Source organism: Streptomyces flavofungini (assembly GCF_041028215.1).
GTDB lineage: Bacteria > Actinomycetota > Actinomycetes > Streptomycetales > Streptomycetaceae > Streptomyces > Streptomyces flavofungini_B.
On the sequence record NZ_JASKYR010000580.1, the window covers coordinates 1 to 5,271 of the forward strand.

The window sequence follows — 5,271 nt, forward strand, 5'->3', positions numbered from 1 at the left end:
CCTCGCCCGCGCCCTGCGCCGCCTGCCGCCCTCCTGCGGCCCCGTCCGGCTGATCGCGGTGGACGGGCACGCGGGCTCGGGGAAGTCCACGTTCGCCCGGCACCTCGCGGCGGCCCTCGGCGGCGCGCCCGTGCTGCGGCTCGACGACGTCGCGAGCCACGACGAGCTGTTCGGCTGGACGGACCGGCTGCGGCGGTGGGCGCTGGAACCGCTGGCCCTCGGCGGGACGGCGCGCTTCCCGGCGTACGACTGGGTCGAGCGGCGCTTCGGTCCGGCCGAGCGGAGTGTGCCGCCCGCGCCCGTGGTGCTCGTCGAGGGCGTCGGAGCGGGCCGCGAGGCGCTGCGGCCGCACCTCGCCGCCGTGCTGTGGATGGACGTGACACGGGAGGCGGCGTGGCGCCGGGGGCGGCTGCGGGACGGAACGGTCCAGCGGGATTTCTGGGACGGGTGGGAACCCGCGGAGCGCCTGCACTTCACCCGGGACCCCTCACGCCCCTTCGCCGACATTCTGGTGCGGCAGTCACCCAAGGGATATGAGGTGCTGTGCGATCCGGGTGGGACACCAGTGGGGACTCAGATCGTCACGGAGTGTGAGGGACCATCGGCGGTCCGCTGAACCTCCGGAAAGCGGCTTCCAGTTGGCCCCGGCTCTTTTTCGCGAGTGCCTCAACTCTGCTTGACCCGGGGGCCTTACAGGACTTACGTTCTGGATGTGCAGTCCTGAGGGATTGCCCGCAGACGCGAAGCCCCCGGTTGTTCCCCCGTGATCGGGGGCTTCGTTCTGCCTGAGGACCCTTGTTATCGGCCGCTACGAGCCGTCATTCGCTCACCCTCGGTCACCACCGGGCCCGCTTCCCACGGCCGCCCCCGGCCGATCTCGCGGTGCGGCACCCTACGGCCGACCGCTCCCCCGCAGGTACGATGCCCTTCGGTGCGCCTTTCCGGACGGATGCTCTGTGCACCGAGACAACTCCCGTCCACAGCACGGCGGTTCGACGAAGTGGCCGACGGGCACCGGTCCGGCGGTTCGCACACGGGGGCAGGTATGTGGGGGACGTGATGGACTTCGACGCGGTGGGCACACCCGCCCCGGCCGACCTCGCCTGGCTGAGGGGCGTCGACGCCTACACGATGGGCGCCTATCCACAGGCGGAGGAGGAGTTCCGCTCCGCGGTCCGGATGGATCCCGGGATGGCCGACGGCTGGCTCGGGCTGCACGCGCTGCGCATCGACACGACGACGGCACTGCTGCGCATGTTCCAGTACCGCGAGCGGTTCGGAGAACAGCGCACCCGGCACGCCCGCACCCTCAACTCCTGGTACTGGCTCGGCTGGTGGGTCCAGCCCGTCCTGGAGAGCACCCGCGACCTGCTCCTCGCGCACGCCTCGCACTGGCTCGACGGCCGCCACGTCCCCGAGCTCGACCGGGCGCTCGCGGGACTGCCGCCGGTCGACGCCGACCCGCAGGTCCGATTCCTGCACGCCTGCCGCGCCTATCTCGTCAAGGACTGGGACCAGCTCGTGCGGCACACCGACCCCCTGGTCGACGATCCGATGCTGGGCATCGAGGCCGGACTCTTCGGCGGCATGGCCCGGGTGCGCCTGGAGATGTACGGGCAGGCCGAGCCGCTGCTCTCCGCCGCCCTGATGCGCTGCCGCAGCGAACAGCCCCAGCGCAAGGAGCTGCGGTACTGGCTGGCGCGGGCGCACGAGGGCACCGGACGTTCGGCCGCCGCGCTCCCGCTGTACCGCGCGGTGCACCGGGTCGACGCCTCCTTCATGGACACCTCGGCGCGGCTCGCCGCCATCGCCGAGGGCGACGGATACGACGAGGCGGCCGACCTCGCCGCCGCGATCAGCCTGGCGGGCGCGGGGCAGGACGTCCTCGAAGGGCCGGACGGCATCGACACGCTGTTCGGCAGCGAGGGCCGCGACGTGAAGGTGACCGACTCCCAGCTTCCGCCGGCCGGCGGCGGGCAGCCACCCGTGGGCGGCCCCGGCTCTCCGGCCGGGCCCTCCGACGCCGACGCGGTCCGCGAGAAGGCGATCGTCCCCATCAAGCCGGGCGGCGTCGCGCAGGTCCCGCCGGGCTCCACCGACCCCGCCCTGCTGGAGGCGGCACTCGCGGAGCTGGAGGGCATGGTCGGCCTGGAGCCCGTGAAGCGCCAGGTCAAGGCACTCTCCGCACAGCTCAACATGGCGCGTCTGCGGGCTGCCCAGGGGCTGCCCGTGCAGCCGCCGAAACGACACTTCGTCTTCTCCGGCCCCTCGGGCACCGGCAAGACCACCGTGGCCCGCATCCTCGGCCGGGTCTTCTACGCCCTGGGGCTGCTCGGCGGCGACCACCTGGTGGAGGCCCAGCGCGCCGACCTGGTCGGCGAGTACCTGGGCCAGACCGCGGTCAAGGCCAATGAACTGATCGACTCCGCGATCGGCGGCGTCCTCTTCGTCGACGAGGCGTACTCCCTCTCCAACTCCGGCTACGGCAAGGGCGACGCCTACGGCGACGAGGCGCTCCAGGTGCTGCTGAAGCGGGCCGAGGACAACCGCCACCACCTCGTCGTGATCCTCGCGGGCTACCCCGAGGGCATGGACCGGCTGCTCGCCGCCAACCCCGGTCTCTCCTCGCGCTTCACGACCCGCGTCGACTTCCCCTCGTACCGCCCGCTGGAGCTGACCGCCATCGGCGAGGTGCTCGCGGCCGAGAACGGCGACGTGTGGGACGAGGAGGCGCTGGAGGAGCTGCGCTCCATCAGCGGGCACGTCGTCGACCAGACCTGGATCGACGAGCTGGGCAACGGCCGGTTCCTGCGCACGCTCTACGAGAAGAGCTGCGCCTACCGCGACCTGCGGCTCTCCGGCTATCCCGGCGAGCCGTCCCGCGACGACCTCGCCACGCTGCGGCTGCCGGATCTGATGCAGGCCTACGGCGAGGTCCTCTCCGGACGCGGGCCGCAGGACGCGCCCGGGATCTGAGACCCCGGGCACGCCCGCCCCTCGTCAGCCCACCAGGGCGCCGTCCAGGCTCCCGGGCATGTCCTCGGGGGCGTCCCGGGGCGCCTCGGAGGCTTCGGTCCCGTGCTCGGTCGCGGTCTCGGCCTGGGGGCGTGGCACGGCCACCCGGTGGGCCGGGTCGCGGACCTCGCCGACCAGGAGTTCGAGGACGTCCTCCAGGGCGACCAGGCCGAGCACCCTGCCCGACGCGTCGGCGACCTGGGCCAGGTGCGTCGCGGCGCGGCGCATCACGGTCAGGGCGTCGTCCAGCGGCAGCTCGGCCCGCAGGGTGGTCATCGCCCGCCACACCTGCTGCGGCACGGCACGGTCGGTCTCCTCCAGGTCAAGGACGTCCTTGACGTGGAGGTAGCCCATGAAGGCGCCGTTCTCCGCGCGCACGGGGAAGCGGGAGAAGCCGGTGCGTCCGGTCAGCCCGATCACCTCGCCGGGGGTGACGGAGGCGCCCACCGTCACCAGGGACGCCCGGTCGAGCAGGACGTCCGTCACCGGGCGCGAGCCCAGCTCAAGGGCGTCCTCCAGGCGCTCCTGCTCCTCGGGATCGAGCAGACCGGCCTGGCCGGAGTCCTCCACCAGGCGGTTGAGCTGCTCACTGGTGAAGACGGCCTCCACCTCGTCCCTGGGCTCGACCCCGAACAGCCTCAGGACGACCCGCGCGCACGCCCCGAGCGCCACCGTCACCGGCCGGCACAGGCGGGCGAAGGCGACCAGCCCCGGGCTGAACCAGAGCGCGGTCTTCTCGGGGGCCGCCATCGCGAGGTTCTTCGGGACCATCTCGCCGATGACGAGGTGGAGGAAGACCACCACCGCGAGCGCGATCACGTAGCCGAGGGGGTGGATCATGCCCGCGGGCAGGTGGGCCGCCTCGAACAGCGGCTCCAGGAGGTGCGCGACGGTGGGCTCGGCGACCGCGCCGAGCGTCAGCGAGCAGATGGTGATGCCGAACTGGGCGGCGGCCATCATCTGCGGCAGGTGTTCGAGTCCGTAGAGCACCTGGTTGGCCCGCTTGGACTCAAGGGGCTCGATCTGGCTGCGGCGTACGGAGACGAGGGCGAACTCCGCGCCCACGAAGAATCCGTTGGCGAGCACCAGCAGGACGGCGAAGAGAAGCTGGAGCAGGCTCATCGGAGTGCCTCCACGGCTACGGGGGCCGGGGCCTGTGCCACCCTGACGATCCTGACCCGCTCGGCGCGGTAGTGCCCCACCTGGCGCACCGAGAGCCGCCAGCCCGGCAGCTCCGCCCGGTCACCGGGGACCGGGATGCGGCCGAGCAGACCGGCGACGAGGCCCGCCACGGTCTCGTACGGGCCCTCGGGCACGTCGAGACCGATGCGCCGCAGCCGTTCGACGCGGCAGCCGCCGTCGGCGTCCCAGCTCGGCCTGCCGTCCTCCGGCGGGGCCGCGCAGAGCTCGGGCAGGTCGTGCAGGTCGTGCTCGTCGCGGACCTCGCCGACCAGCTCCTCGACGATGTCCTCCAGGGTGACCACGCCCGCCGTGCCGCCGTACTCGTCGACGACCACGGCCATGGGCTGCTCGCTGCGCAGCCGCTCCAGGAGGGGCTTGACGGGCAGTGTCTCCGGGATCAGGAGCGGGGTCTGCGCGATGCGGCCGACGGGGGTGCGGAGACGTTCGTGCGCGGGCACCGCGAGGGCGTCCTTCAGATGCACCACGCCGACGACCTCGTCGATCCGCTCGCGGTAGACGGGGAAGCGGGACAGGCCGGTGGCGCGGGTCAGGTTGACCACGTCCTCGGCCGTCGCCGACGACTGGAGCGCGCTGACCTTCACGCGCGGCGTCATCACGTGCTGGGCGGTCAGCCCGCCGAGCGAGAGGGTGCGCACGAACAGGTCGGCGGTGTCCTGTTCAAGGGCCCCGGCCTGCGCCGAGTGCCGGGCGAGGGAGACCAGCTCGCCGGGGGTGCGTGCGGAGGCGAGCTCCTCGGCGGGCTCCACGCCGAGCAGCCGCACCAGGCGGTTGGCCACGGCGTTCAGGAGGGCGATCACGGGCCGCAGGAGCCGCGCGAAGGCGTGCTGCGGTCCCGCGACGAAGCGGGCGACCTGGAGCGGCCGCGACACCGCCCAGTTCTTGGGGACCAGCTCGCCGACGACCATCTGGACGGCGGACGCGAGCAGCATGCCGACCACCACGGAGACGCCGCCGACACCGCCCTCGGGGATGCCGATCGCGGTGAAGGGCACCGCGAGCAGCTCGGCGAGCGCCGGTTCGGCGAGCATGCCGACGACGAGCGAGGTGATCGTG

The 5,271-nt window shown here is 72.9% G+C and carries 4 protein-coding genes; 2 read left to right on the forward strand and 2 right to left on the reverse strand.

From position 1 onward, the window contains the following. Both AB8Z36_RS30120 and AB8Z36_RS30125 read left to right on the forward strand, forming a co-directional pair. Positions 1-616 (forward strand): uridine kinase family protein (locus AB8Z36_RS30120; RefSeq protein WP_369216552.1); only part of this gene is annotated, 616 nt, incomplete at its 5' end. A gap of 443 nt (positions 617-1,059) precedes the next feature. After that, positions 1,060-2,976: an AAA family ATPase gene (locus AB8Z36_RS30125; RefSeq protein WP_369216555.1), complete on the forward strand. Its 1,917-nt coding sequence runs from the start codon at positions 1,060-1,062 to the stop codon at positions 2,974-2,976. 24 nt (positions 2,977-3,000) lie between these two features. Here the strand turns inward: AB8Z36_RS30125 and AB8Z36_RS30130 are convergent, their stop codons facing one another. Next, entirely contained in the window at positions 3,001-4,137 is a 1,137-nt protein-coding gene (locus tag AB8Z36_RS30130) for a hemolysin family protein (protein WP_369216553.1), read from the reverse strand. Next, positions 4,134-5,271: hemolysin family protein (locus tag AB8Z36_RS30135; protein WP_369216554.1), on the reverse strand; the 1,138-nt coding region annotated here is incomplete at its 5' end. The genes AB8Z36_RS30130 and AB8Z36_RS30135, both read right to left, overlap by 4 nt.